The 26,470-nt window shown below is 70.6% G+C and carries 23 protein-coding genes; 11 read left to right on the top strand and 12 right to left on the bottom strand.

Translation table 11 applies throughout. The features are described from left to right. The first annotated feature begins 6 nt into the window (after positions 1-6). From mtrB to hpf, 4 genes are all read left to right on the top strand, one after another. Positions 7-1,701 (top strand): MtrAB system histidine kinase MtrB, encoded by a 1,695-nt coding sequence (gene mtrB / locus KOL93_RS10965; protein ID WP_221585392.1) that lies wholly within the window; start codon positions 7-9, stop codon positions 1,699-1,701. Further along, on the top strand, positions 1,698-3,443 hold the full coding sequence (locus KOL93_RS10960) for an LpqB family beta-propeller domain-containing protein (RefSeq protein WP_221585391.1): 1,746 nt from the start codon (positions 1,698-1,700) through the stop codon (positions 3,441-3,443). Before mtrB ends, KOL93_RS10960 begins: the two co-directional genes overlap by 4 nt. Positions 3,444-3,537: 94 nt before the next feature. Further along, positions 3,538-4,206 (top strand): ComF family protein, encoded by a 669-nt coding sequence (locus KOL93_RS10955; RefSeq protein ID WP_221585390.1) that lies wholly within the window; start codon positions 3,538-3,540, stop codon positions 4,204-4,206. 136 nt (positions 4,207-4,342) lie between these two features. Beyond that, the gene (hpf, locus tag KOL93_RS10950) at positions 4,343-5,002 is read left to right on the top strand and encodes a ribosome hibernation-promoting factor, HPF/YfiA family (protein WP_221585389.1); all 660 of its coding nucleotides are present in this window, start codon (positions 4,343-4,345) and stop codon (positions 5,000-5,002) included. Here the strand turns inward: hpf and KOL93_RS10945 are convergent, their stop codons facing one another. The 10 genes from KOL93_RS10945 to KOL93_RS10900 form a co-directional block, all read right to left on the bottom strand. Further along, positions 5,003-5,773: an ABC transporter ATP-binding protein gene (locus tag KOL93_RS10945; protein WP_221585388.1), complete on the bottom strand. Its 771-nt coding sequence runs from the start codon at positions 5,771-5,773 to the stop codon at positions 5,003-5,005. After that, entirely contained in the window at positions 5,770-6,573 is an 804-nt protein-coding gene (locus tag KOL93_RS10940; RefSeq protein ID WP_221585387.1) for an ATP-binding cassette domain-containing protein, read from the bottom strand. Before KOL93_RS10940 ends, KOL93_RS10945 begins: the two co-directional genes overlap by 4 nt. Beyond that, positions 6,570-7,406, bottom strand: coding sequence for an ABC transporter permease (locus KOL93_RS10935; protein WP_221585386.1), 837 nt, complete (start codon positions 7,404-7,406; stop codon positions 6,570-6,572). Before KOL93_RS10935 ends, KOL93_RS10940 begins: the two co-directional genes overlap by 4 nt. Continuing rightward, positions 7,403-8,368, bottom strand: a complete 966-nt coding sequence (locus tag KOL93_RS10930) for an ABC transporter permease (RefSeq protein ID WP_221585385.1) — start codon at positions 8,366-8,368, stop codon at positions 7,403-7,405. The genes KOL93_RS10935 and KOL93_RS10930 overlap by 4 nt, the downstream gene beginning before the upstream one ends. A 7-nt stretch (positions 8,369-8,375) precedes the next feature. Then, positions 8,376-9,914 (bottom strand): ABC transporter substrate-binding protein, encoded by a 1,539-nt coding sequence (locus tag KOL93_RS10925; RefSeq protein WP_221585384.1) that lies wholly within the window; start codon positions 9,912-9,914, stop codon positions 8,376-8,378. Positions 9,915-9,942: 28 nt separating this feature from the next. Beyond that, entirely contained in the window at positions 9,943-10,629 is a 687-nt protein-coding gene (locus tag KOL93_RS10920; RefSeq protein WP_308291620.1) for a DUF1684 domain-containing protein, read from the bottom strand. A gap of 65 nt (positions 10,630-10,694) precedes the next feature. After that, a complete protein-coding gene (locus KOL93_RS10915; protein WP_221585383.1) occupies positions 10,695-12,020 on the bottom strand; it encodes a coiled-coil domain-containing protein in 1,326 nt (441 codons plus the stop codon). Between the two features lie 80 nt (positions 12,021-12,100). Then, positions 12,101-14,920, bottom strand: coding sequence for an FtsX-like permease family protein (locus KOL93_RS10910; protein ID WP_221585382.1), 2,820 nt, complete (start codon positions 14,918-14,920; stop codon positions 12,101-12,103). Further along, the gene (locus KOL93_RS10905; RefSeq protein ID WP_221585381.1) at positions 14,917-15,735 is read right to left on the bottom strand and encodes an ABC transporter ATP-binding protein; all 819 of its coding nucleotides are present in this window, start codon (positions 15,733-15,735) and stop codon (positions 14,917-14,919) included. The genes KOL93_RS10910 and KOL93_RS10905 overlap by 4 nt, the downstream gene beginning before the upstream one ends. After that, positions 15,732-16,322, bottom strand: a complete 591-nt coding sequence (locus tag KOL93_RS10900) for a PadR family transcriptional regulator (RefSeq protein WP_221585380.1) — start codon at positions 16,320-16,322, stop codon at positions 15,732-15,734. Before KOL93_RS10900 ends, KOL93_RS10905 begins: the two co-directional genes overlap by 4 nt. A 124-nt stretch (positions 16,323-16,446) precedes the next feature. Between KOL93_RS10900 and KOL93_RS10895 the strand changes: the two genes are divergently transcribed. The 3 genes from KOL93_RS10895 (at position 16,447) to KOL93_RS10885 (ending at position 21,504) form a co-directional block, all read left to right on the top strand. Continuing rightward, on the top strand, positions 16,447-17,328 hold the full coding sequence (locus KOL93_RS10895) for a hypothetical protein (RefSeq protein ID WP_221585379.1): 882 nt from the start codon (positions 16,447-16,449) through the stop codon (positions 17,326-17,328). 113 nt (positions 17,329-17,441) lie between these two features. Then, a complete protein-coding gene (secA, locus tag KOL93_RS10890; RefSeq protein WP_221585378.1) occupies positions 17,442-20,189 on the top strand; it encodes a preprotein translocase subunit SecA in 2,748 nt (915 codons plus the stop codon). Between the two features lie 88 nt (positions 20,190-20,277). Then, complete coding sequence (locus KOL93_RS10885; RefSeq protein WP_221585377.1) at positions 20,278-21,504, top strand: pyridoxal phosphate-dependent aminotransferase; 1,227 nt, start codon at positions 20,278-20,280, stop codon at positions 21,502-21,504. Positions 21,505-21,513: 9 nt separating this feature from the next. Here the strand turns inward: KOL93_RS10885 and KOL93_RS10880 are convergent, their stop codons facing one another. Continuing rightward, on the bottom strand, positions 21,514-21,930 hold the full coding sequence (locus tag KOL93_RS10880) for an Rv3235 family protein (protein WP_221585376.1): 417 nt from the start codon (positions 21,928-21,930) through the stop codon (positions 21,514-21,516). A gap of 154 nt (positions 21,931-22,084) precedes the next feature. On the opposite strand from KOL93_RS10880, the gene KOL93_RS10875 reads away from it, so the two are divergent. Beyond that, positions 22,085-22,687 (top strand): hypothetical protein, encoded by a 603-nt coding sequence (locus KOL93_RS10875; RefSeq protein ID WP_221585375.1) that lies wholly within the window; start codon positions 22,085-22,087, stop codon positions 22,685-22,687. 18 nt (positions 22,688-22,705) lie between these two features. On the opposite strand, the gene KOL93_RS10870 is transcribed toward KOL93_RS10875, so the two are convergent. Further along, complete coding sequence (locus KOL93_RS10870; protein WP_221585374.1) at positions 22,706-22,972, bottom strand: helix-turn-helix domain-containing protein; 267 nt, start codon at positions 22,970-22,972, stop codon at positions 22,706-22,708. Positions 22,973-23,072: 100 nt separating this feature from the next. On the opposite strand from KOL93_RS10870, the gene KOL93_RS10865 reads away from it, so the two are divergent. The 3 genes from KOL93_RS10865 to KOL93_RS10855 are packed head-to-tail and all read left to right on the top strand — an operon-like array spanning position 23,073 to position 26,470. Next, positions 23,073-23,783, top strand: a complete 711-nt coding sequence (locus KOL93_RS10865; protein ID WP_221585373.1) for an SAF domain-containing protein — start codon at positions 23,073-23,075, stop codon at positions 23,781-23,783. Beyond that, positions 23,780-24,964 (top strand): AAA family ATPase, encoded by a 1,185-nt coding sequence (locus tag KOL93_RS10860; RefSeq protein ID WP_221585372.1) that lies wholly within the window; start codon positions 23,780-23,782, stop codon positions 24,962-24,964. The genes KOL93_RS10865 and KOL93_RS10860 overlap by 4 nt, the downstream gene beginning before the upstream one ends. Positions 24,965-24,967: 3 nt before the next feature. Next, a complete protein-coding gene (locus KOL93_RS10855) occupies positions 24,968-26,470 on the top strand; it encodes a sensor histidine kinase (RefSeq protein ID WP_221585371.1) in 1,503 nt (500 codons plus the stop codon).

The following is a 26,470-nucleotide window of genomic DNA, read 5'->3' as shown; positions in this document are numbered from 1 at the left end:
CCTCGCATGCCCGACGTCCGTTCGCGCGTCCGCGCGCTGATCATCCGGGCGACGCGGCTCGGGCGTCGGCCCGTGCGGCTGTGGCGTCGCTCGCTGCGGTTCCGCACGATCCTGATCACGACCGCGACGACGACGGTGGCCATCATGGTCGCGACGGTGTGGGCGGCGCTCGCGATCCAGGCCGACCTGTTCGAAGCGCGCAAGGATCAGATCCTCGACGACACGCGCCGTGCCGTCTACCTCACGCAGGAATCGGTCGACGACGCGCCCCTCGCGACCGACCGCGCGGCGATCCAGGCGCTGCGCAACGACATGCTCGACGACCTCGCGACAGCGGCCTCCACGAGTTACATCGTCGGGTCGCCCATCGCCGACCAGTCCACCGACGATGCTCCCAGTGGATTCGCGCTGGGCGACGAGGTCCTCGACGAGTCGATGCTCTCCGACGGCCTCCGCGAGCAGGTTCGCACGGTGCCGGAGAATCAGTGGTGGCAGTCGATCGGTCTGCCCGGCGAGGGCGGCCAGCTCGTTCCCGCCATCGTCGTCGGCCAGCAGCTCGAGCTGCCCGCCGTCGGGGTCTACGAGGTGTATCTCGCGTACCCGCTGTCCGATGTCGCGCGCACCCTCGCGTTCGTGCAGCTGACGCTCTGGATCACGGGCATCGCGCTGGTTGTGATCGTTGCCGGCGTCGTCTGGCTCGTCATGCGCGCCGTGTCGACCCCGATCGTCGATGTCGCGAAGGCGAGTGCGCGGTTCGCGGGCGGTGACCTGTCGGCGCGGCTCACGGCGAGCGGCGAGGACGAGCTCGCCACGCTCGCCCGCTCGTTCAACCAGATGGCCGACAGCATCGAGTCGCAGATCCGCGAGCTCGCCGAGCTGTCGCTCGTGCAGCAGCGGTTCGTGTCCGATGTGTCACATGAGCTGCGGACGCCGCTCACGACCATTCGCCTCGCGGCCGGGATCCTGCACGGCGAGCGCGAGAGCTTCGATCCCATCGCGCAGCGATCCGCCGAGCTCCTCTACGAGCAGGTGGCGCGCTTCGAGGAGCTGCTGACGGATCTCCTCGAGATCAGCCGGTACGACGCCGGGTCGGTGCAGCTCGAGCGCGACCACCTGTCGCTCTCCGAGCTGGCGGAGAGCGTCGTCGAGTCGATGCGCGGGATCGCGGACCAGAACGACACGGAGCTGCGGTTCCACGCGGCCGCAGGCGACGACGTCGCCGACATGGATCCGCGTCGGGTGCGCCGTGTGCTGCGCAATCTCATCGGCAATGCGATCGAGCACTGCGAGCATGAGCCGATCGACATCTCGGTTGCCGCGGGCCCGCACGCGGTCGCCGTCGGCGTGCGCGACTACGGCCTCGGGATGAAGCCCGAGCATGCCGAGCGCGTGTTCGATCGCTTCTGGCGCGCGGATCCTTCGCGCACGCGCACCCTCGGAGGCACGGGCCTCGGACTGTCGATCGCCCTGGGCGACGCGAAGCTGCACGGCGGCAGCCTCGAGGTCTGGTCGCATATCGGCGTCGGCACGCACTTCGTGCTCACGATCCCGCGTGACCCCGACGGCGGGGCCGTCGAATCGCCGATCGCCGTCGAGCCAGCGGCGTCTCTGCCGATGGGAGACGGCAGCGCTGCCAGCGCCAGTCCGACCGAGACGCTCATCGTGCGGCGCGAGTCGGCGCCACGGCAGGAGGAATCATGACGCGACGGATGCGATCAGGGGGCCGCGCGCTCGCCGTCGTCACGGCGTCCGCGCTGCTCCTCGTCGGCTGCGCGGGGCTTCCCACGGAGGGGGCCGTGCAGTCCGGAGCGAGCGTCGCCGAGGGCGTCTCGGATGCGCGCTGGCAGTTCCAGCCCGACGGCCCGGACGACGGCGAGTCGCCCGAGGCGATCGTGCTCGGGTTCCTGGACGCGGCCGAGAGCCCCGCGGATGATTGGTCGATCGCGCGCGAGTTCCTCTCGGCCGAGGCGGCGGCGACGTGGGATCCCGAGCGCCAGATCACGGTCGACGCGGTCAATGACCGCGAGGTCGGCGACTTCGAGGAGTCCCCGTCGAATGCCGAGTCCGGCTTCGTCGATGTGCGGGTGACGCCGACGGCCACGGTCGACGACCGGGGCGAGTACGAGATCGCGGCCGAGGAGGTGCGCCGCCCGCTGGAGATCCGGCTCGCGCTCGAGGAGGGGGAGTGGCGCATCGACGACCTTCCCGACGGCGTCATCGTGCCGAGCGGCAGCTTCGAGAGCATCTTCTCTCCGCAGTCGCTGTACTACTCGGCGCCGGGGGACCGGCTGGTTCCCGATGTGCGCTGGTTCCCCGAGACGTCGACGCTCGCGGAGCGCATGGTCGAGGAGCTCGTCGAGGGCGGTCCCGCGTCGTGGCTCGAGGTGTCGGTCTCCTCGGCGTTCGGCGAAGACGACACGGTGCGCCGCGTCGACATCGACGACGATCACGTCGCGACCGTGACGCTGTCGCCCACCGTCAGCGAGGCCGACGAGGCGCGCCGCGCGCGCATGCTCACACAGGTTCAGACGACGCTCGCCGGAATCGGCGTGGAGGGCGTGCGGATGATCGCGGCGGGCGAGGTCGTCGACACTCCGCCCGACGACATCGCGTCGACCGAGGGCGGAAGCCGCGCCATCGCGATGACCGACGAGGGCTTCGGCTACGTCGTCCCCGGCGAGGCCCCCCAGGAGATCCCCGGCCTGTCGGCCGTCATGGAGGAGCGCTTCGCTGAGGGAGCGTCGGCCGAGGACCCCGCCACCTCGATTACGCTGTCCGCCGATCTCTCGCAGGCGGCCGTGCAGTCGGAGTCCGAGGCGATCTGGCGCGTGCGAGGCGACGGGTCGTTCCAGCCGCTGACGTACGAGGAGGGGTGGGTGCGTCCGTCGCTCGATCCTTTCGACTACGTCTGGTCGGCGCAGGCCGACGCCCCGGAGCGGCTGCACGCGTGGGGCGCTGACGACGAACCGGTCGACGTCACGGGCCTCGGCGGGCTCACCGAGGTCGCCGACCTCGAGGTCTCGCGCGATGGGGCGCGCATCGCCGTCGCCGGCCGCATCGATGACCAGTGGCTGCTCGTGCTCGCCGGGATCCGGCGCGACGATGAGGGCCAGCCGGTCGGTCTGTCGAACCTGCGCCAGATCGGTCTCCTCACGGACGAGCCGGACCGCCTCACGTGGGTCGCCGACGACATCGTCGCGGTCACGCTGCCGGGAGACGGCCGCACGATCATCGGCGAGCACAACGTCGGCGCGGGCACGCCGGAGCGCCTGACCGCATCGTTCGTCGTGACGGCGATGACGTACGGCAACGTGCAGTCGAATGAGCGACTGCTCGCCGGCGACGGGTCGCTGTACGTGCGCAAGGCCCCGACCTGGACGCAGGCGGGCACGGGCGTGCGCGTGCTCGCGACGCAGATGGGATCCCTCACGCTGCAGGAGTGACTCAGCGTGTCCACAATCGGGGCGTCGCGGCGAGTTCTCCACAAACCGCCGGATCCGCGGGACACGCCGGGCGGAGGCACGTCACGCTGGGCGGATGGAGACCGGATTCGCTCGCGCCGTCGCGGACGCGATCGCCCTGCTGTTCCCCGTGGTGTGCGGGGGATGCCGCGAACCGGGGTGCGCGCTGTGCCCCGCGTGCCGGGACGCGCTCGCACCCCGCGGTGAGCGGATCCTCCTCACGCCGGAAGGCGGCTCCGTGCTCGCGGTCGACACCGCCCTCGCCTACGAGGGGCGCGCCGCCGAGACGATCCGCTCGCTGAAGCAGGAGGGGCGCACCGATCTGCGCCGCGTGCTCGGAGCCGCGCTGCGTGAGGCGCTGCGCGCGGCGTCGGCGGGCGAACGAGACCTGCTCGCCGTCCCGATCCCGACCTCGCGGCGGGCGATGCGCCAGCGCGGTTACCGCGTCGTCGAGCTCCTGCTGCGCGCGGCGGGCGCGGTGCCCCTCCGCGGTCTGCGCTGGACCCGCGCCGTGCGCGATCAGCGCGTGCTCGATCGGCGGGCGCGCGGAGCGAACCTCGCGGACGCGCTCGTGGCGCGACGGCTTCCCGCCGGTGCGCGCGTCGTGCTCGTCGACGACGTCGTGACGACGGGCGCGACGCTGCTCGAGGCGCGCCGGGCGCTCGAGGAGATCGACGTGACCGTCGTCGGAGCCGTCGCCCTCGCCCGCACGCCGCTGCACGCGCGGCCCGGCACACGGCCGTGAGGATCGCCGCAACCGCGATCCGATGAATACTGGAGAAAGAAACTGGTGACAGACCACCGCGGGAGGAATACGGTGGGGAATCACATAGCGACCGATGGTTCGCTCACTCCGGGCGAACCGGAATGGGAGGCACAAGATGGACACAAGCATCGTCGGTGTGGGCGTCAGCATCACCGATCGGTTCCGAACCGTCGTCGACGAGAAGCTCTCGCGTGTCGAGACTCTCGCTCCCCGTGCCGACAGCCTCGACGTGAAGGTCACGCAGTCGGCGCATCACCGGGGCCGCGTCGAAGAGGCGAAGGTCGAGCTCACGGTCACCGGGAAGGGCAAGGTCGCTCGCGCCGAGGCGCGTGCAGAAGACAAGTTCGCGGCTCTGGAGGGAGCTCTCGACAAGCTCACCACCCAGCTGCGTCGTGCGAAGGACAAAAAGGTCACCGGGCGTCAGCGCCCGCACGGCGCCCACCTCGAGAAGGGAACCGGCTCGCTGGAGGGCATCGACATCACGCCGGTCGACGCCGATACGCTCCACGCGGTGGCGACGGGCGTGGTGCCGATCGCGGAGGGAGACTCCGAGCAGGACTACTCGCCCGTCGTGATTCGCACGAAGACGTTCGACCCCGAATGGATGACCGTCGAGGAGGCCGTCGACCGCATGGAGCTCGTCGGCCACGACTTCTTCCTGTTCGTGGATGTCCGCACCGATCACCCCAGCGTCGTCTACCGCCGTCGCGGCTGGGACTACGGTGTCATCTCGCTCGAGGCGCAGGCCCCGCCGGTCCGCGAACTCGCGAGCTGATCACGCGGAGGGCAGCCGGGGAACCGCCTGCATGAGCCGCCTGGTGTAGGGATGACGGGGCGCGCCGAGCACATCGCTCGTCGCGCCCCGTTCCACGACCTGGCCGCGCTCGAGGACGATCGTCTCATCGCAGAGCTCGGCGACGACCCCCAGGTCGTGCGAGACCATCACGAGCGTCATGTCGTTCTCCGCCGCCAGCTCCGCCAGCAGATCCACGATCTGGACGCGGGTCGTGACGTCGAGTGCGCTGACGGGTTCATCGGCGAGGAGCACGCGCGGTTCGCACACGATCGCGCGGGCGATCGCGATCCGCTGGCGCTGCCCGCCGGAGAACTCGTGCGGGAACCGACGCGCGGCATCGGCCGGCAGCCCCACACGCACCAGCGCCTCGGCCGCGCGCGCCGAGGCCCGGGTGCCACGTGCGATGCGGAGGGAACGCAGCGGCTCCGACACGATCGCGTCGACGCGCCGCCGCGGATCGAGCGAGGCATACGGATCCTGGAACACGCACTGCACATCGCGTCGGAACTCCCGCAGGCGGCCGCGTCGACGGCTGACGAGCGGTTCGCCCGCCACCCGCACGGTGCCCGAGGTGGGCTTCGCGAGCCCCAGCAGCATCCGCAGGAGCGTCGATTTGCCCGCGCCGGATTCTCCGACGATCGCGAGGCTGCGGCCCGCGGAGACGTCGAGAGAGACGCCGTCGACGGCCGGCCTCGCCGATCCGCGATAGTGCAGCGAGACATCGTCGAGTGACAGCAGGGGAGCGGTCATCCGCGCATCCTCCTCTCGAGGGCCTCCTCGAAGCGCCGCGCGCTCTCGAGCAGGCGGATCGTGTAGTCGTGCTGCGGATCCCGGAGGAGCCTGTCGAGCGGACCGCGTTCGACGGCGCGACCCGTGCGCATCACGATGCCGTCGGTCGCGATCTGCGAGACGACGGCGAGGTCATGACTGACGAACAGCACGGCCATGTCGCGTTCGCGGGCGACGCGATCGATGAGGTCGAGCATCTCGGCCTGCACCGAGACGTCGAGCGCCGTCGTCGGCTCATCGGCGATGAGGAGCAGCGGATCCGCCGCGAGGGCGATCGCGAGGGCGACGCGCTGGCGCTGGCCGCCGGACAGCTCGTGGGGGAATGCGCGCACGATGCGGTCGACGTCGTCGAGCGCGACCTGCGCAACGAGCTGCCGCACGGCGTCCGAGAGCTCGCGACCGGAGAGTCCGCGATGGCGGCGCAGCGGCTGCGCGATCTGTCGTCCGACGCGCATGAGCGGATCCAGAGCCGTGCGGGGCTCCTGGAAGACGGGAGCGGCCCCGCGCCCCCGCACTCGGACGAGGTCGCGTTCGCGAGCGCCCACGACCTCCACGCCGTCGAGCGAGACCGACCCGGACGCGGTGAGACCGTCGGGGAGGAGACCGAGGATCGCGAGGGTGGTGAGCGATTTGCCGGATCCGGATTCGCCGATGAGGCCGACGCGCTCGCCGGCGTCGAGGGTGAATGACAGGTCGTCGACCAGGGGAGTCTCGCCCGCGCGGACGGTCAGGCCGTCGACGACCAGGAGCGGCGCGGTCATCGGGCGACCTCCTTGCGACGGGCGCCGGGGAGCGTGGGGTCGAGCGCATCGCGCAGGCCGTCGGCGATGAGATTCACTCCGATGACGAGGACGATGAGCAGAACGCCCGGAACGATCGCGCCCATCGGCGCCACGAGCACGGTCTGCTGGGCCTCCTGCAGCAGGCGGCCCCAGGAGGCGTTGGGCGGCGGCGCGCCGAGACCGAGATACGAGAGGCTCGCTTCGGCGAGCACGGCGAGTCCGAACTGCAGCGCGAGGCTCACCGCGAGCGTCGTCCAGATGTTCGGCAGCACGTGGCCCACCACGATGCCCAGAGGGCCCGTGCCCGAGGTGCGCGCGGCCGTGACGTAGTCGCTCGCGAGGATGCGCCGGACGAGGATCCGCGTGAGGCGCGCGATGATGGCGCTCTGCGCGAGTCCGATCGCGAGGATCGCCGTCCACAGCGTCGCCGGCTGCGCTGCGACGATGAGCATCGCGAGCAGCAGTGTGGGGAAGGCGATGAGGATGTCGAGCAGCGCCGCGAGGGTGTCGTCGAGCCACCCCTGCGCGAAGGCCGCGACGATGCCGACGACGATGCCGATCGCGGCGGCGATCGCGACGGCGCCGATGCCCGTGAGCATCGCGACGCGCGCGCCGATCATGAACTGCGTGGTGAGGTCGCGGCCGAGCGTGTCGGTGCCGAAGAGGTAGCCGTCGGTTCCGGGCGGCACAAGACGGCCGCCGGACGTGTCGTCGATCGGATGGGGGAGCCACACGAGCGAGACGAGCGCGATCGCGGCGATCGACGCGGTGAGGATCGTGCCGACCGCGAGTGTGACGACGCGGCGGCTCATGCCGTGGCCTCCGAGAGACGGCCGCGAAGTCGCGGGTCGATGATCCGCTGCGCGATGTCCGCGGCGAACCCGATGATCAGGACGGCGAGCGTCGACACGAAGAGCACTCCCTGGATCACGGGGTAGTCGTGCTGCGCGATGCCCGTCACGAGCAGGGAGCCGAGCCCGGGAAGCGCGAACACCTGCTCGACGACGACGGCGCCGAGCAGCGTGGATGCGAGCTCGATGCCGAGGACTGCGACGACGGGGACGGCCGCGTTGCGCATGCCGTGGCGGCGCATCGCCTCGCCGAAGGAGGCACCCATCGCCCGTGCCGTGCGCACGTAGTCGCTTCCGGAGACGTCGAGGACCGCCGAGCGCACGTAGCGGATGAGCGATGCGCTCATGACGATCGCGATCGTGGCGACCGGCAGGACGAGGTCGATCGCGGCCGTCAGCGGATCCTGCCAGCCGGTGAGAGGGAAGCCGCCCGCCGGCAGGATGCGCAGGTGGAGGGCGAAGACGACGATCAGGACCATGCCGAGCCAGAACACGGGAACCGCGATGCCGAGCTGCGCGACGGCGTTGAGGGCGGATCCGTACCATGCGCGCGCGCGGACCGCGGCCACGTAGCCGCAGGGGACGGCGATCGCGATCGCGACGACGAACGCGATGAGGGTGAGCGGGAGAGTGACGGCGAGCCGCTGCACGACCTCGTCGGCGACGGGGAGCCCGCTCACGAACGAGTTCCCGAGGTCGCCCGTCCAGACGCCGGCGATCCACGTGAGGAACTGCTCGTGGAGGGGCAGGTCGGAACCGACCTGCTGGCGGGCCGCCTCGATCTGCTCCTCCGTCGCCCCGACGTTCGTGAGCGCGTTGGCCGGGTCGCCCGGGAGCACCCGCAGGAGGAGGAACAGGACGACGCTCGCGAGGACGAGCGAGACGACGAGGAACGCCGCGCGCCGCAGCAGGTAGCGCGTCACGCCCGCATCACTCGGCCTTCTCGATGCCGTACGCGAAGAACTGCGAGTTGAGGCCGTTGATCGGGTAGCCGGAGACGGCGTTCGTCGCCACCACGATCTGCGGGTAGAGGTACAGCCACTCGCTCGCGGCGTCCTCCGCGGTGCGGCGGGCGGCGAGCTTCAGCAGCTCGGTCTGCTCGGCCTCGCTCGTGACGAGCTCGGACTGCTTCGTCCACTCCTGCACGTCCGGGTCGTCGTAGCCCCAGTAGAAGTCGGGGTCGCCGTACCAGACGAGGTCGCGGTCGTTGACGTGCTCCTGCATCGTCGCGTCGAAGTCGCGGTTCTGATACACCTTCGTGTACCACTCGTCGGCCGTGATCGTGTTGATCTCCACGGTGATGCCCACGTCGTCGAGCTGCGACTGGATGAACGTCGCCGCCGTGGGGTGGGGGCTGTAGTTCGGGGTGTCGAGCGTGAAGGTGAAGCCGCCCTCCAGCCCCGCCTCCTCGAGCAGCTCGCGCGAGCGCTCGGGGTCGTACGGATCCTCGCTGGTGAGATCCTCGTACCAGGGGTCCGTCGGGGGGACCATCGATCCGATGAGCGTGCCGTACTCGCCCCACACCGATTCGAGGAGCTTCTCGTCGTCGATGGCGTAGGAGACGGCCTGGCGCACCTTCGGGTCGTCGAAGGGCTCCTCGGCGTCGTTGAAGGCGAGGAGGAGCTTCGTCGTCGAGTCGCCGTCGCTGATCGTGTACTGGTCGGTCGCCTCGAACTGCGCGAGGCCGTCGGGCGACTGCTGGCTCGTGACGATGTCGACGGCGTTCGTGAGGAGCGCGTTGTTGAGGGCCGTCGCGTCGCTGAAGTAGTGGAAGACCACCCCGGCGTTCGCCGCCTGCTCGCCCCAGTAGTCGTCGCTTCGCGCGAGGCTCAGCGCGGATCCGCGGCTCCACTGGCCCAGCGTGTACGGACCGGTGCCGTCGGCGGCCGCCTTGCGATCGCCTTCGAACGACGCGTTCACGATCCACACGTACGTGAGGTTGTAGAGGAACGAGATCGACGGCTCGCTGAGCGTGACCTCGACCGTGCTGTCGGAGGTCGCGGTGACGGTGTCGATGACCTCGAGCTGGCTCTTGCGCGCCGACTGCGAGTCGTCGGCGATGACCTTCTCGATCGAGAAGACGACGTCCTCGGCCGTCAGCGGATCCCCGCCGTGGAACGTCACGCCCTCCTGCAGGGTGAAGGTGTAGGTGAGACCGTCCTCCGACATCTCGTGCGAGGCGGCGAGGAGGGGCTCGACCTCGCCCGAGTCGGCGAGCCGGAAGAGGCCCTCGTAGACGTTGCCCGTGAGCGCTTCGGTCACGCCCTGACCGCCGCCCGACGTGTTGTCGAGATTCTGCGGCTCGTACATCGACCCGATGTTGACCGTCGCGTCGGGGTCGGCCGGAGCGGCCGCGGGGGCGTCTCCTCCAGCGGGCGGATCCTGCGTGCCGGACGGCGAGCAGGACGCGAGGACGAGGACGGCCGACAGGGCGGCGGCGGCCGTGAGGGCGGGCGAGGCGATGCGCATGGGAGGTCTTTCTGCAGGAGGGAGGGGCTCAGTCGCGGATGCGCGGCGTCTTCTCGCCTGCGGTCACGGCGAGGTGCAGGCGGTTCTGGAACGGCGGCATGGGGCAGTTGTACTGGTCGCTGAAACCGCAGGGAGGAACGAAGGCGCGGTTGAAGTCGAGCGTGACGCGCCCGGCTTCCGGCTGGTCGACGAACAGGAACCGACCCGCGCCGTAGGTCTCGGATCCGTTCGTCGGGTCGCCGAACACGAGCAGGAGGGTGCCGTCGTCGTCGAACGCGCTCAGCTGGTATTCGCGACCGTCGATCGTCGCGTGGATGGTGCCGGGAACCGCCTTCTCGCGAGATCCGCCGTTGTCGCGGAGGTGCTCGAACGCGACGGTGTGTCCGTCGGGAGCCGGCTCGAAGCGTGCATCGATGACCCATTCCGGCGCGAAGGGGAAGACGTCGACGGTCTCGAAGCGGCGGATCGCGTCGGATGCCGAGTCCCAGAACCGCAGACCGTGCTCCGGAGCGCCCGTGTCGATGTTCTCGCGGGTGAGCGTCGTGATCTGCACCGTGTCGGGGAGGTCTGCGCGCGCCGCGGAGACATCGGGAGTCTCGCCGTGCGGCAGCCATCGCGTCTCGATCAGCGCGAGGTTGCCCTGGGGGGAGACGAGCTTCTCCATGCGCCCGGTGTGCCAGGCGTGCCATGCGGCCCGCGGGGATGATTCATTCACACGCACGATTCTACGAGTGTCGTCGTGACGTGGCGCCGGGGATGACTTCGGGTGACGCGGGCGTCTCAGTCGAAGATGTCGCCGATGAGGCCGCCGAGGAGCGCGCCGCCGATGAGGCCGCCGATCATGTTGCCGCCGCCCATCCCGCCGCCCATGCCCCCGTAGCCGCGACCCCGTCCGCCGCCGAACATGTCGCCGCCCCAGTCGTCGCGCCGTGAGGAGTCGATGTCGCGCTGCGCGAGCTGCATGGCCTCGTTCGCGAGCTGACCGGCTCGTCGCGAGAGCTGCTGCGCGTGTTCCCGCGTGTCCTCGTCGGCGACGAGCGTGCCGGCGTCGATGCGCACGCGCTCGGCCTCCGCGAGTCGGGTGCGAGCGTCAGCGCCGACGAGCCCGCGGTGTCCCTCGATGAGGCTGCGCGCGTGCGTGATCGCGCGGTCGGCGGCGTCGACGTCATGCCGGACGTGCTCGATCGACGGCACGTTGCGCGCGGCGCGCTCGCGCGCGGCGTCCAGGGCGGCGTTCTTCTCGCTCACGTAGGCGAGCTCGGTGAACGGGTCGTTGGGGGTGCCGGGAGCGCTGAGCCCCGAGATCGCCGTCTCGAGCTCGGCGATCGCCTGCGTCACCCGCGCGGTCTGGTTCTCGGAGCGCGCCTCGCGGATATCGCCCCGGGAGTCGGCGACGACTTCGGAGAGGGTCGTCTGCGCGCGCATCGCCTCGATCTCGAAGTCGTCCACGGCGTCGAGGATGGCGCGCGCGCGGCGCACCGCCTCGGTCGCGGTCTCGACCGCGACCATCGCATCGTCTCGGCGGGCGGCGTCTCGGCGTCGCTGCGCGACATCGGACGAGTGGCGGGCGAACTCGATCAGCTGGCGCGCTTCGGCGGGGTTCGCACCCACACGATGGATCGCCTCGGTGGAGTAGCGCTGGGTGAGGCGCTCGATCGCCTCCTCGGCGGCGGGCAGACGCTCGGCGAGCTGCTCGGCCTCCTGTCGCACGCGCTCGAGGGTCTGCGGAGCATCGCGGATCTTCTCGATGCGCTCGCGCAGCACCTCGGTGCGCTCATCGAGGACGTCCTCCGCCCACTCGCAGAGCTGCACGATGCGGGCGTTGCGAGTGCGGAGCTCCTCGGGCGTGTCGGGGAGATGATCGTGGTTCAGCTGGTGCAGCTCGAACGCTTCTCGCATGTGGGCCGCGACGGCCTCGAGGCCGTCGCGCAGGTCCTTCGTCGCGGCGTCGCCGAGCTCGGCGGAGGCGAATTCGAGCTCGTCCCGCGTCGTGCGGATCCTCTCGTCGGTCGCGACGAGCGACTTCTGCGCGTGCACCGCGAGATTCTCGTCGGCAGCGTCCCGCTCGGACTGCTCGTCGCGCTTCCTCTTGCCCCAGAACACCATGTCTCGATCCTATGCGGGTCGGGGTGCGTGGAGCCCGCGTCTCCCCAAAAGACGCGGGTTCCACGGGTCGGGTGGAGCGCCTATGCGATCGCGGTGCGTCGGGTGAGATCCGGCGCGCGCGGCGGGATGATCCAGCTCACGGCGGCGATTGCGAGAGGCAGGGCGACGGCGAGCACGCCGTAGAGCACCCAGGGGAGCTCGCCGTACATCGTCGCGCTTCCGGCTGTCCGGTCGAGGATCATGATGGCGCCGAGCGCCGGGATCACGCCCGCGACGGCTCCCGTGACGCAGCCGAAGCCCGTGACGACCAGCGCCTGCCAGAAGCTCACGCTGCGACGGATCTGCGGGGAGGCGCCCACGGCCGTCAGCGTGGCGTCGTCGGCGCGCCGCTCGACGCGCGAGAGGCCGAGTGCGACGGCGCTGGCGCCGACGACGAGCACGGTCACGGCCCCGAGGATCAAGGCGAGCCACGGGCCGGCCTGCGGCGGACCCTGCTGGACGGCCGGCGACACGTACGCCTCGCTGCCGGCCGCCTGGCTCTGGGCGTTGAGCGTGTCGGCGCCTGCCGTGAGCTGGTCGCTCTGGGCGGGTGCGATGCCCGGCTCGAAGTGGGCGACGACGCGTGACGGGGTCGTCGCGAATCCGATGTCCGCGGCGGCGGACGGAGACAGGTAGACGGACATCTCCGCCGGGCGACCGATGTCGACGTACGCACCCGCGACCTCGTGTCGTGCGACCGATTCGGCGACGCCGTCCTCCGCGTACAGGTCGGCGTCGAGCCACTCGCGCAGGACGATCGAATCGTCGTCCTGCAGGAACTCCGACGCCGTGGTGATCGCGCCGCCCGCGGCGTAGTCCCGCAGGATCGCGTCGTCGACGTCCTGCCCGAGCACGGCCTCCACGTTATCCGCGGAGACCACGGCCGCTGTCACCCACGAGGGCACGGCAGGGACGCAGTCGTCATCGCACGCCGCCTCGGCCTGGAGATCGCGACCGCTCTCCTCGGCCGTCTCCCCGTAGTGCCGCGTCTCGACGACTCCTGTGCTCTCCGCGCCGGCGTCGTCGAAGAGCTGCTCGGCATCGGCGATGACGGCTGCGGCGTCCTCCTCGGTCGTCGTGATGTACGCATACGCGTCGCCCGGCGCCGCGGCGTAGGTCGTGGAGGATGCCAGGGACATCACGAGCAGCGTGGTCCCGCCGAGCGCCGCCGCCGCGAGGAACGCGCACGCCGCGATGGCGCCGAACGACGGCACGATCCGACTCGGGTTCGCGACGGCGTCCCTGCTGGCGATCCGCGCGCCCAGTCCGATCCGGGAGAGGATCCGCGAGAGGCGCGCGATGAGCCAGTGCCCGGCGAGGATCACGCCGATCTGCAGCAGGAGCGGGCCGACCATCATGGCGATCGCGCCCGCCGCGTACGCCAGCTGGCGGCCCCAGGCACCGGGGTCGCCGGGGGCGTTGTACATGGCGATGAGGCCGATGACGCCGGCGACGACGATCGCGAGTCCGGCGATCATCAGGGCGAGGCCCCACACGGGGCGCTTCGCGTCGACGGAGACGGGCTTCCGCGCACCGCGCAGCGCCGCGAGCACATCGCCGCGGGTCGCGGCACGCGCGGGCATGAGGGCGGCGAGCGTGCCGACCGCGCCGGCGAAGACGACGAGCGCCACGAGGATCAGCCATGGGACGTGGAGACCCCAGCCGGTGTACACGGATCCGTCGCTGAAGATATCGAGCGCAGCGGCGCCGAATCCGATGCCGGCCGCGACCCCGAGTGCGCCTCCCGCGAATCCGAGCAGCGTGCCCTGGAGGAGGACGATGCGGAAGACGTCGCCGCGCGCCGCGCCGACGCTGGCGGTGATCGCGAGCGCGCGCTGCTGGCGGCGGGCGCTGACCGAGAAGGCGGCGCCGGCGAGCAGCAGCACGATGTAGACGCAGAAGACGAGTCCGGCCATCGCGACCGAGAACATCGCCCAGGCGCTTCCGCTCGTCGCGTCGAACTCGGGAGACGCGTGCTCGCCCGGAGCGTGCACGAGGTCGCGGGCGTAGACGACGATGCCGTCCGCGTTGAGCGCGAAGACCTCGTCGGGCGTCGGCGACCAGTCGAAGGCGAACCAGAGCGTCTGCCCCTGAGTGGTCACGTCAGCATCGGCCGCCGCGGCGTCGCGGGACACGAAGAGGTGCTCGGACTCCTCCGGCTCCAGTCGCGACTCCAGCACCCCGACCACGCGGACGGTGTCGGCGGGATCCGTCATCGTCATGGAGTCGCCGACCTCGGCGCCGATGCGGGCGAGCGCGCTGCGCGTGGCCATGATCTCCGACCGGTCTGCCGGCGCTCGCCCCTCGAGGAGCTCGTATCGGCCCTCGAGGCGCGGATCCCACGCGCGCCCGATCGTCGTGGTCATCGACGTCAGCCCGTCGGCCGTCTCGACGATCGAGGTCGTCGTCGTCAGCGCGAGGACGTCGTCGGCGGGAAGCAGCGCGCGGGGATCGTCGGGCAGCGGACCCGGCTCGTTCACGGGGTCGCCCGTCTCGGGGTCGGTGTCGACCTCCACCCAGTGCGGCTCATCCAGGTACTGCCGCTGCGTCGGGTCGGACCCGCCGAGCGTCGTCGCCCACGCGTCCGCGTGGCCGAGCTCGACCGTCGCCTGCTCCCCGGGCGTGGGCTCGAGGCTGGCGGAGTAGACCGCGGCGGCCGAGACGCCCGCCATCGGGAGGAACACGAGGGCGGCGATGAGCAGGCTCGACGGCCAGGACCGCCTCACCTGCCGCCATGCCATGCGCCAGGCGAGCGACCAGCGGGCGACGAAGGACCCGCGCGGCAGGTCGTCGGCGGCGGGCCGGGACTCGCCCTCCCAGGTGTCGCGTGTGACGCGCGGGCCGCTTACCGTTCCGGTCATCGGCTCGTCCGCAGGAGGACGTCGGCGCTCTCCCGCTGAGACTCGTCGATCACGCGGCCGTCGCGCAGGAAGACGATGCGGTCGGCCCAGGCCGCGTGGCGCGCCTCGTGCGTGACGAGGATCGCGGCGGCGCCGTCGTCGACGCGGGCCCGCAGCATCCGCATGACCGCCTCTCCCGTGACGGAGTCGAGCGCACCGGTCGGCTCATCGGCCAGGATCAGGCGTCGCCCTCCGACGACGGCGCGCGCGATCGCGATGCGCTGCTGCTGGCCCCCCGACAGGTCGTCCGGATAGGCGTCGTGCTTCTCGTCGAGGCCGACGGAGTCGAGCGCCGCCTCCGCGAGGCGCCGGGCCGGTCGGCGGCGCTCGCCGTCGAGCTCGAGCGGGAGGGCGACGTTCTCGATCGCGGTGAGCGTGGGGATGAGGTTGAAGTCCTGGAAGACGAACCCGAGCGATCGGCGTCGCAGCCGTGCCACCTCGCGGGCATCGAGAGACGACAGGGCGCGGTTCTCGACGATCACCTCGCCGGCGGTCGGCTCCTGGAGCCCGCCGGCGATCGAGAGGAGCGTCGACTTGCCGGAGCCCGATGCGCCCATGATGGCGACGAGCTCGCCGCCGCGCACCTCGAGGTCGACGCCGGCCAGCGCCGTGATGGACGTCTCGCCGGATCCGTAGACCCGCGAGACGCCGACGAGACGGAGGACGGCGTCGTCGCGGGGGACGCCGGATGACGGCGCCGACGCGGCGCGGGCCCGGTCGTCGATGCGCGTCTCGACATCACGCAGATCGCGGCGGCGGGGCGGCTGATCGGTCATGCGGTCTTCTCCTTGGCGGGGCGCCCGCGCTTGGCCGGCTCGTTCGTGAGGGGGAGGGGAACGGCGGGCCGCATGGCGAGGCGCTGCTCCGTGTGGTCCAGCCACCGGACCTCGGCCTCCGCCTGGAAGATCATCGAGTCGACGACGAGCGACCAGGCGAGCTCCTCGGCGCCGTCGGGGCTGCGGCCCGCGTATTTCGCCCGGTTCAGCTCGCGCAGGTGCTCGAGCGAGGCGCGACGCTGCGTGTGGATGACGCCCGCCAGGTCGATGCCGGGCAGCGTCGCCGCCAGCGCGAGCTTGATCGCGAGCTCATCGCGCGTGCCCTTCGACGCGGGGACAGGGGAGGCGAGCCACTCGGCGACCGCCGCGCGCCCGTCGTCGGTGATGCGCCAGTAGACGTGTCCCTCGTCGTCTGCCTCGCCGCGCTCGACGAGGCCGTCGCGCTCGAGGCGCTCGAGAGTGTTGTAGATCTGCCCGACGTTGAGCGGCCACGTGCCGCCCGTGCGGCGATCGAACTCCGCACGCAGCTGGTACCCGTAGCAGGCGCCCTGGTCGAGGATCGCCAGCAGACTCCGCTTCACCGACATGTGCACCTGTTCCGTGTGTATACCGAGTATGTGTTTTCCCAGTATATGTATATGGAGAAATGGGGTGAGTCACAAGTGCATGTCGGGATCCGCTCGCCGCCGCACGAGGCAATAGCGTCGGGGCATGACCGGGGACGACGAGCTCGACCAGCTGCGCCGCCGGGCCTACGGCCCGGCCGCCGACATCCACGAGGATCCGGTCGCGCTGGCGCGGCTGCGGGAGCTCGAGGGGTGGGCGGATCCGGTCGTCGCGCCGGACTCGCGCGAGGAGGACGCGGATGCCGAGGGGGTGGATCCCTCTCGCGCGGGCCCACCGGAGGTCGGCGCGGATCCGGGTGCGGGGGAGCCCGCGGATCCTCCCGCGCCGCGCCGTCCGCGGTGGCTCTCGCCGGCGCTCGCCGTGGGGTCCGGGATCGCGGCCGTCGCGATCATGCTCGTCGCGGGCGCCGTCGGATGGGGCGGCGGGTTCGTCGCGGGGTGGGCGCAGGCGCCGGCTCCGGCCGGGATCCCGGATGAGGCGGAGCTCGTGACCGTGCTCGAGCCGATGGAGATGTCGGAGTCAGACATCGAGGACCTCGGTGAAGCGGCGGAGGCGATCCTCCATGTGGATCCCGAGACCGGAGAGATACTCGGCGATGCGGCAGAGAGGCCGGTCTACTACGGTCGGCTCAGCGATGACGTGCACGTCATCATTCCCGATATGGGCGTCTTCTGGGGGGAGGACAGGCCGTCGGATGAGGTCTGCCTTCAGATCATCCAGGTGCGCGATGAAGGAACGAACGGCTGGTCCACGCGAGGGTCGGGGATGTGTGGGTCGCGGCGATTCGGGGTGGTCGCCGATACTTTCGTCCATCACTCGGATGAGGATGTGTGGTCGGGCATCGCCATCGATGGCCTCCCCGACGGTACGGTCTTCCGCCTCACCTACGACGACGCCTCCCAGACCATTTCCGTCTGGTCGCTCCCACCCGCGGACGAAGACGTCTCCGAGGCGGATCAGCCCTGATGAGCACAGTCATAGGGTCCGGCGGATAGCATGGGCGGGTATGCCCGCCGATCCTCGGCGCGGGCGTCGGCGGGTGGATCATGCACCCGCTGGATCCGATCTGGGAGTGACACGTGGCAAATCCGTTCGAGAAGCTGCTCCGCGCCGGCGAAGGGCGCGTGAAGCGTCGCCTCCAGCGCGTCGTCGACGCGGTCAACGCGCTCGAGGAGGACTACGCGCAGCTGACCGATGACGATCTGCGCGGCGAGACCGCCGAGCTGCGCTCGCGATACGAGAAGGGCGAGACGCTCGACCAGCTGCTGCCGGAGGCGTTCGCCGCGATTCGGGAGGCCGCGGGGCGCACCCTCGGCATGCGCCCGTACGACGTCCAGGTCATGGGCGGCGCGGCGCTGCACCTCGGCAACATCGCCGAGATGAAGACCGGTGAGGGCAAGACCCTCGTCGCGACGCTCCCGGCCTACCTCAACGCGATCGCCGGCAAGGGCGTCCACGTCATCACGGTCAACGACTATCTGGCGACGTACCAGTCCGAGCTCATGGGGCGTGTGTTCCGCGCGCTGGGCATGACGACGGGCGTCATCGTGTCGGGCCAGACTCCGGCTCAGCGCCGCGAGCAGTACGGCTGCGACGTCACCTACGGCACGAACAACGAGTTCGGCTTCGACTACCTGCGCGACAACATGGCGTGGCGCAAGGAGGACCTCGTCCAGCGCGAGCACTTCTTCGCCATCGTCGACGAGGTCGACTCGATCCTCATCGACGAGGCCCGCACGCCGCTCATCATCTCGGGACCCTCGGCGGGCGAGGCGAACCGCTGGTTCACCGAGTTCGCGAAGATCGCCCGCACGCTCGAGGAGGAGGTCGACTACGAGGTCGACCTCAAGAAGCGCACCGTGGGCGTGCTCGAGCCCGGCATCGAGAAGGTCGAAGACTACCTCGGCGTCGACAACCTCTACGAGTCGGCCAACACGCCCCTCATCTCCTTCCTCAACAACTCGATCAAGGCCGTCGCTCTGTTCAACCGCGACCAGGACTACGTCGTCATCGACGACGAGGTGCAGATCGTCGACGAGCACACGGGGCGCATCCTCGCGGGCCGTCGCTACAACGAGGGCATGCACCAGGCGATCGAGGCCAAGGAGGGCGTTCCGGTCAAGGCCGAGAACCAGACCCTCGCGAACGTCACGCTGCAGAACTACTTCCGTCTCTACGACAAGCTCGCGGGCATGACCGGAACGGCCGAGACCGAGGCCGCCGAATTCATGTCGACGTACCAGCTCGGCGTGATCCCGATCCCGACGAACCGGCCGATGGTCCGCAAGGACGAGCAGGATCTCATCTACCGGACCGAGAAGGGCAAATTCGACCAGGTCGTCGCGGATGTCGCCGAGCGCCACGAGCAGGGCCAGCCCGTCCTGATCGGCACGGTCAGCGTCGAGAAGAGCGAGCTGCTGTCGAAGCAGCTGAGCAAGCAGGGGATCCGACACGAGGTCCTGAACGCGAAGAACCATGCTCGCGAGGCCGACGTCATCGCGCTGGCGGGACGACTCGGCGCCGTCACGGTGGCGACGAACATGGCCGGCCGCGGCACCGACATCATGCTCGGCGGCAACGCCGAGTTCCTCGCAGTCCAGGAGATGAAGGCCAAGGGGCTGGACCCCGATGAGTCGCCGGAGGAGTACGAGGCGGCGTGGGACGAGGTGTTCGACGCAGTCAAGAAGGGCGTCGAGGAGGAGGGCGACAAGGTCCGTGCGGTCGGCGGCCTCTACGTTCTCGGAACCGAGCGCCACGAGTCGCGCCGCATCGACAACCAGCTGCGCGGACGCTCGGGCCGTCAGGGCGACCCCGGCGAGAGTCGGTTCTACCTCTCGCTCGAGGACGAGCTCATGCGCCGCTTCCGGTCGCCGCTCGCCGACGCGATGCTCGCGCGCACCGACTTCGATGACACGCAGGTCATCACGGGTCGCACCATCACGGGGCTCATCAAGAACGCGCAGTCGCAGATCGAGTCGCGCAACGCCGAGTCGCGCAAGAACGTCCTCAAGTACGACGACGTCCTGAACCGCCAGCGCCTCGCCGTCTACGCCGATCGCCGCGTGATCCTCGAGGGCGATGACATCCAGGAGCGCGTGGAGCACTTCATGGAGGACACGATCACGCAGGTGATCAAGGAGCACACAGCGACCGGTCACAACGAGAGCTGGGACTTCGACGCGCTCTGGACCGAGCTGAAGTCGCTCTACCCCGTAGGCGTGACGATCGAGGAGGTCGCCGCCGAGGCGGCCGGACGCAAGGGCGGCATCGACCAGGCCGGCCTGACGCGCGAGATCCTCAGCGACGCGCGCATCGCCTACGACAAGCGCGAGGAGACGCTCGGGCAGAAGGCGATGCGTGAGCTCGAACGCCGCGTCGTGCTGCAGGTCGTCGATCGCCGCTGGCGCGACCACCTGTACGAGATGGACTACCTCAAGGACGGCATCGGCCTGCGCGCGATGGCGCAGCGCGATCCCCTGATCGAGTATCAGCGCGAGGGGCACTCGATGTTCCAGACGATGATGACGCAGATCAAGGAGGAGACGGTCGGCTACCTCTTCAACCTCGAGGTGCAGGTGCGCGAGACGGCCGACGGGACCGAGCAGGTCGACGCGAAGGGACTCACGCAGGGCCCCTCGAACCAGCAGCAGCTCGCGTTCTCCGCGCCCAACGAGGACGGCGGCGTCGAGGTGCGCAACGATCGCGGCCAGGTGCAGCGCGCCGAGGCGGCGAAGGCTCAGGCGAGCGCCTTCGGCCAGGCGGCCGACGGCCAGGCGGAGCCGCAGAACCGCGAAGAGCGTCGCAAGCAGGCCAAGAAGAAGCGCTGACGCGGCGCTTCGGCGAGAGGGGTCATCGTGTGAACGATGGCCCCTCTCGCATGTGCGCACCCCTGTCGCGCGGGCATATCCTGTGGGGATGACCGCTCCGCGCCCCCTCGACCAGTCGTCCAAGCTCCGCAACGTGCTCTACGAGATCCGCGGGGCCGCACTGACCGAGGCGCAGCGGCTCGAGGCCGCGGGGCACACGATCCTCAAGCTCAACACGGGAAATCCGGCGATCTTCGGGTTCGAGGCGCCTCACCAGATCGTCCGCGACATGCTGCGTGCGGTGCCGACGGCGCACGGCTACAGCGACAGCCGCGGCATCGTCGAGGCGCGCCGCGCGATCGTCAGCCGGTACGAGAACGTCCCGGGCTTCCCGGCGTTCGACGTCGATGACGTCTACCTCGGCAACGGCGTCTCCGAGCTGATCACGATGACGACGCAGGCCCTTCTCGACGAGGGCGACGAGGTGCTGATCCCCGCACCCGACTACCCGCTGTGGACGGCGATGACGAGCCTGTCTGGCGGCACGCCCGTGCACTATCTCGCCGACGAGCAGAACGGGTGGCAGCCCGATCTCGACGACATCCGGGCGAAGATCACGCCGCAGACGAAGGCCATCGTCGTCATCAACCCGAACAATCCGACCGGAGCCGTGTACACCAGGGAGGTGCTCGAGCAGATCGCCCAGATCGCGCGCGAGAACTCGCTGCTCATCCTCTCCGACGAGATCTACGACCGCATCGTGTTCGACGAGGCCGAGCACATCTCGATGGCCTCCGTCGCCCCCGATCTGCTGTGCCTCACCTTCAACGGCCTGTCCAAGACGTACCGCGTCGCGGGGTACCGCTCGGGATGGCTCGTCATCACGGGGCCGCGGGAGCACGCGCGCGGCTTCCTGGAGGGGATCCAGCTCCTCGCCTCCACGCGCCTCTGCGCGAACGTGCCGGCGCAGCACGCCGTGCTCGCCGCGCTCACCGGGGTGCAGTCGATCGACCATCTCATCGAGCCCGAGGGGCGTCTGCACGAGCAGCGAGACATCGCGTGGGAAGGACTCAACGCCATCCCCGGGGTCAGCTGCGTGAAGCCGCAGGGCGCTCTCTACGCGTTCCCGCGTCTGGATCCCGAGGTGCATGAGATCCACGACGACAAACGGCTCATCTACGACCTGCTCGTGTCGGAGCACATCCTCATGGTCGAGGGCACGGGCTTCAACTGGCCGACGCCCGACCACCTGCGCGTCGTGACGCTGCCCGAGCCGCGGGTGCTCTCGGAGGCCGTCGAGCGCCTCGGAAACTTCCTCGCGTCGTACCGGCAGTAGCCCGGGGCGTCAGAGAATCGCGAGCGAGGTCGCGCGCCAGCGACGGTCGACGCCTTCGAGCCGCATCGCGACGGCTCGGGTGCGGACGGGCGTCGCGACGACGGCCGTCGCCTCGATGACCCCGTCTGCGGGCGAGGAACGATGGATCGAGCTTACGGCGTACGTCGGCTGGCGCGCGGTGCGCGACTTCGCGCTGCGAGCGCGGGCCGCGAGGTTCGCGCGGAGCACCAGCGACCTGTACGGCTCTTCCGCAAGCCATCGCGCGAGCTGATCGACATCGCGGACGCCGGCGATGGCCTCGAGAGCCCCACCCGCGAGGGTGGCGATGAGGGGCTCCGGGTCGGGCAGCTCCGACGTGCTCGTGCGCTGGCGCGCGAACATCTCACGGATCTCGTCGGTGCGGTGGCGGGGCATAGCTGAGGGCATGGAACTCTCGGTGCGTCGGGGGAACGCGCGGCGGCGATCGAAGTCGGATATCAGTTCACCCCACAACAGCACCTGTCGACGTGGGGGACACAGGGGTAAATAGGCCTGTGGAGACGCTGAGTGCCGACTGAGTGATCGCTGTACGCTGGTGCGCATGCCCGACGGACGATGGGACCGATTCTTCGAGGACCTCGAGCACCAGTTCGCGGCAGAGCTCGATACCGAGCGCGACGAGATCGCCTCCGAATCCGAGCGCGTGCGCATCGCCCGGCTGGGGATCCGGGATCGTCTCGTGGCCGCCGGGCCCGGGGCGGATGCGGCGATCGAGGTGGGCGGTGCGGAGCCGCTCCACATCGTCGTCGAATCCGTCGGGCGCGACTGGATGGCCGGCTCACAGGGTGAGGGAGGCGCGCTCGTCGTGCTCCCGCTGGCGAGCATCGACGGCTTCGCGCTCGATCGCTCCGGCCTCTCCCGCAGTGTGAAGGCGGTGACCGAGGATCCGCTCACCGCGAGGATCACCTTCGGCTTCGTCCTGCGTTCGCTGGCGCGTCGGCGCGTGCACGTGACGCTCGTGCGACGACGAGCGGCTGCTCTCGCCGGCACGCCGCAGCGTGCCGGTGCCGATCACCTGGACATCGCCCTGCGCGACCAGGACGCGGCGCCGCGTGCCGGGGACGTGCGCGCCGTGCAGACCGTGGGCTTTCCGGCGATCGCGTGGGTGCGCCTCGCGCGCCGCACCGACCTCGGCGTCATCTGACCGCGTGGATGGCCCGGCTCAGGGGCGTGAGTGCGAACCCCAGAGCTCGGGCATGCTCGCGACGTTGGACTCGTGCCACAGCGCGTGGCGACGGCTCTGCTCGTCCTGGTCGTCGATGTAGTCGCGCACGCTGTCCTTCTCGACGCGCCACGTGGCCGGAGCTCCGAGTCGGGTGCCGCGGAGGGCGCCCTCGTGGATGAGGGCGACGACCTCGTCGGGCGTGATGCTCAGAAGCTCCGCCACCTGCGCGGGGGCGAGGAACACCGGCTCCTGATCGGTCGACATGCCCCCATTATGGCGACGCGGGTCGCCCTTGCGACACACCGCGCGGGCGCCTGTGGATAACTTTCGAGGTCCGATCATGAAATCTGTCACGATCGCCTGCATGGCATCATCCTCTCGACTCGGCGGGCACACGCGCACGCCCCGGTTCGACGCCCGATTCGTCGTCGGCATCGTGCTCGTCATCGGCTCCATCGCGGGCGTGTGGGGCGTCGTGAACGCGGCGCGGCAGACCGCGCCTGTGCTCGCGGCGGCCGGCACCATCGTGCCGGGGCAGACCGTCACGGCCTCTGATGTCGAGGAGGTCGACGCGCAGCTCGGCGATGCCGCGGGTGCCTATCTCGCGCCGAGCGATCTCGACGACGGGCTGGTCGTCACGCGCACCGTGGCGGCGGGCGAGCTGCTGCCGACCGCCGCGGTCGGCAGCCACGACGACGCCGGCGTCACGACCGTCGTCGTGCAGAGCGCGCTCGAGGTTCCCGCGAGCGTCGAAGCCGGGGCCACGGTCGAGCTCTGGGCGGCGCCCCTCGTCGAGCCCGGCACGCACGGCGAGCCGGCCGTCGTGGTCGAGAGCGCCGTCGTCGCCGACGTGCTCGCCGACGACGGCGTCGTGAGCCAGGCGGGAGCCCGCCTCGAGCTCGTCGTCGCCCGCGACGACGTCGCGCACGTCCTCGAGCACGTGTCCGGCGGATCGGCCCTGTCCGCCGTGCCCGTCGTCACTCCCGTGAGCACGACCGCAGAGGACGCATCTGCGGAGTCCGGTGGCTCCGACGACGAGGTCGACGAGGCATCCGACGGCGAGAGCGCGGAATGAGCACGATCGTCGCGGCCGACGAGCCGCACGGGTCCCGTCTCGCCTCCGAGCTCTCCGACGAGGGCGTCGACGTCGCGGCTCTTCTGCGTCCCGTCGAACTCGTCGACGCGGTCGTCGATGCATCGTCGCGCGTGTGGGAGGCGCTGCGCGAGGCGGACACGGTCGTCCTGCACGCGTCACGTGCCGTCCTCGTGCCCGACGTCGTCGCGATGTGCGACCGGAGCGGCGCGCGGATCGTTGCGCTCGCCGCGCGCTCTGCGGAGCGCCGGGCCGCGTCGTCGTTCGGCCTGCCCGAGGCGCTGCCGCTCGAGGCGACGGGCGCGGAGGTGGCCGAGGCCGTGGTGTCCGGCCACCTGAGCGAGACGTCCGTCGTCGACCGCGTGCGCGAGAGCGGCGCCATCACGGTCGTCTGGGGACCGCACGGCGCGCCCGGCCGCACGACGATCGCGATGGCATTGGCCGCCGCCCGCGCTCGGGCAGGAGAGAGGGTCGCCCTCGTCGACGCGGACACGCACGCGCCGTCCATCGCGCAGCGTCTCGACATCCCCGATGAGGCTCCCGGGTTCCCTGCGGCATGTCGCGCGACCGATTACGGCGTGCTCGACGGGCACGAGCTCACGCGGCTCAGCGCGCCCGTCGACCTCGGCGAGAACCCGATCGAGGTCCTGACCGGCATCAATCGGCCCGCGAGATGGCCGGAGCTCGAGGGGCGCCGCGTGCGCTCTGCGCTCGACGCCGCGCGCACGTGGGTCGACCACGTCGTCGTGGACGTCGGCGCGGCGCTCGAGACCGATGAGGAGATCGTGAGCGACATCGACGCGCCCCGACGCAACCAGGCGGCGCTCGCCGCGCTGGGGTCAGCCGATCGGATCGTCGCCCTCGCCTCCGCCGACCCGGTCGGCATCTCGCGCTACGTGCGCGGGCTCGCACGGCTCGGCGAGATCGCCCCTGGCGTGCCGATCTCGGCCGCCGTCAACCGCATGCGCTCCGCGCCGTTCGGGGTCGACGGCACCGGGCAGGTGCGCCGCGCGCTCGAGCAGTACACCGACCTCGACCGCGTCGCGTATCTGCCCGAGGACGCGCGCGCGGCAGACCAGGCGCTGCTCGCCGCGCGGCCGATCCTGCCGCGCCGTCGCGCACCCCTGGCACGCGCGGTCGAGCGCCTCGCGGCTACGCTGTGAAGGGTGTCGACCCTCAGTGATCTCCTCACCTCTCAAGACCGCCTGAGCGAGACGGACATCGAGTGGCTGCATCGCGTGCACGGCGATGGCCAGCTCCTCGCCGATCTCGCCTCCGCAGACATCGTCATCTGGGGGCAGACGGCAGACGACTCCTTCCAAGCGGTCGGGCACATCCGTCCGAGCGGTCCCGCGACTCTCTTCTACCGCGACATCGTCGGCGAGAAGGTGCGCCCGCAGTGGCAGAGCCAGGTGCGCGAGGCGTTCGCGACCGGGCTGATCGTCGACTCATCGAGTCCCGAATGGTTCGAAGAGACTCCCACCCGCGTCAAGGCCGTGCCGATCGTGAAGCGCGACAGCGAGGGCACGTCGGTGATCGGCGTCCTGACGCGTCACACGAACCTCAGCGAGGTGCGCGCGCCCTCCCGCCAGCAGCTCACGTTCGACGAGTGCGCCGACGCCATGTTCGGGATGATCGCGACCGGCGACTTTCCCGACATGACGGCGCCGATGGGGCCGCGCCGCGGCGCGCCGCGTGCGGCCGACGGCATGATCCGGCTCGACGTCGACGGCGTCGTCACCTTCGCGAGCCCCAACGGCCTGAGCGCGTTCAACCGCATCGGCTTCGTCGACGAGCTGGAGGGCGAGACGCTCTCCGACGTCGCGCGCGCCATCATGCCGCCCGAGCGCGATGCCTCGGCCGACGAGGCCTCCCTGCCGGTTCTGCTGACGGGGCGCACGCCCTGGCGCAGCGACATCCAAGCACGGGGCGTCACGGTCGCCCTGCGCATCATCCCACTGCGTGATCACGGCGAGCGCATCGGCGCGATCGTGCTCTGTCGCGACGTGAGCGAGCTGCGCAATCAGGAGCAGGAGCTCATCACGAAGGACGCGACGATCCGCGAGATCCACCACCGCGTCAAGAACAACCTCCAGACGGTCGCGTCGCTCCTGCGCATCCAGTCGCGCCGCACCTCGAGCGACGAGGCGCGCGAGTCGCTGCTGCAGGCGATGCAGCGCGTCGCGGCGATCGCCGTGGTGCACGACACCCTCTCCGAGGGGCTCGCGCAGAGGGTCGACTTCGACGAGGTGTTCGCCCGCGTCCTGCGCCTCGTCGCCGAGGTCGCGGCCGCCCAGAACACCGTCGCGCACACGCGGACGACGGGCGAGTTCGGCACGCTTCCCAGCGAGTACGCGACGCCGCTCGCGCTCGCGCTGACCGAAGTGGTCACGAATGCCGTGGAACACGGGCTTGCGGGGCGCGAGGGGCAGGTCGAGATCATCGCCGAGCGCACGGAGCAGCAGCTCAGCGTGCGCGTGCGCGACACGGGCGCCGGCCTTCCGGAGGGCCAGGTCGGCCGGGGCCTCGGCACGCAGATCGTGCGCACGCTCATCCAGGGCGAGCTGAGCGGGACGATCGAGTGGCAGGGGATCACGGGCACGGGCACCGACTTCGACGGCGGCACCGAGGTGGTCATCCTCATCCCGATGCGCTGGATGCGCGCCTGA

Source organism: Microbacterium salitolerans (assembly GCF_019720895.1).
Classification (GTDB): Bacteria; Actinomycetota; Actinomycetes; order Actinomycetales; family Microbacteriaceae; genus Microbacterium.
Note: the sequence above shows the minus strand (reverse complement) of the source record. Positions and strands in the feature narration are given on the sequence as shown.